This is a genomic window from Streptomyces sp. BE20 (genome assembly GCF_036322525.1).
Classification (GTDB): domain Bacteria; phylum Actinomycetota; class Actinomycetes; order Streptomycetales; family Streptomycetaceae; genus Kitasatospora.
Window position 1 is genome coordinate 1 of record NZ_JAQYWW010000954.1, and the last position, 341, is coordinate 341.

General features: G+C 69.5%; 1 pseudogene. It reads right to left on the reverse strand.

The features are described from left to right. Positions 1-341 (reverse strand): annotated as a pseudogene (locus PUR61_RS23880) (IS110 family transposase); the annotation flags it as partial.

The following is a 341-nucleotide window of genomic DNA, read 5'->3' on the forward strand; positions in this document are numbered from 1 at the left end:
GAGGGATCGGGCCAGGGACGGGACGACCACGTCGAGTGTGCCGGTGCCGGGGACGACGACGGTCTGTTCGTCGAGGGCGTCGAAGAGGTCGTCGATCAATCGTTGGGCCATGCGCGGGGCTTTGGGGCGGATCAGTTCGACCAGTCTGCGGCGTCCGGCTTTTCTCAGGGCGGCCGGGGATCCGTGGCGCTCCAGGAGCCAGGTGACGGCCTGGTGGTCGAGCCGTGGTCCGAGCACGCGCTCCAGTGACGGGTGGAACTGGGTGAGCAGGCCGCGTATCCGGTTGGAGGTGCGGGTGGCCTCGGCGGCGAGGTCCTGGTCGAACCCGGTCAGGACGGTGA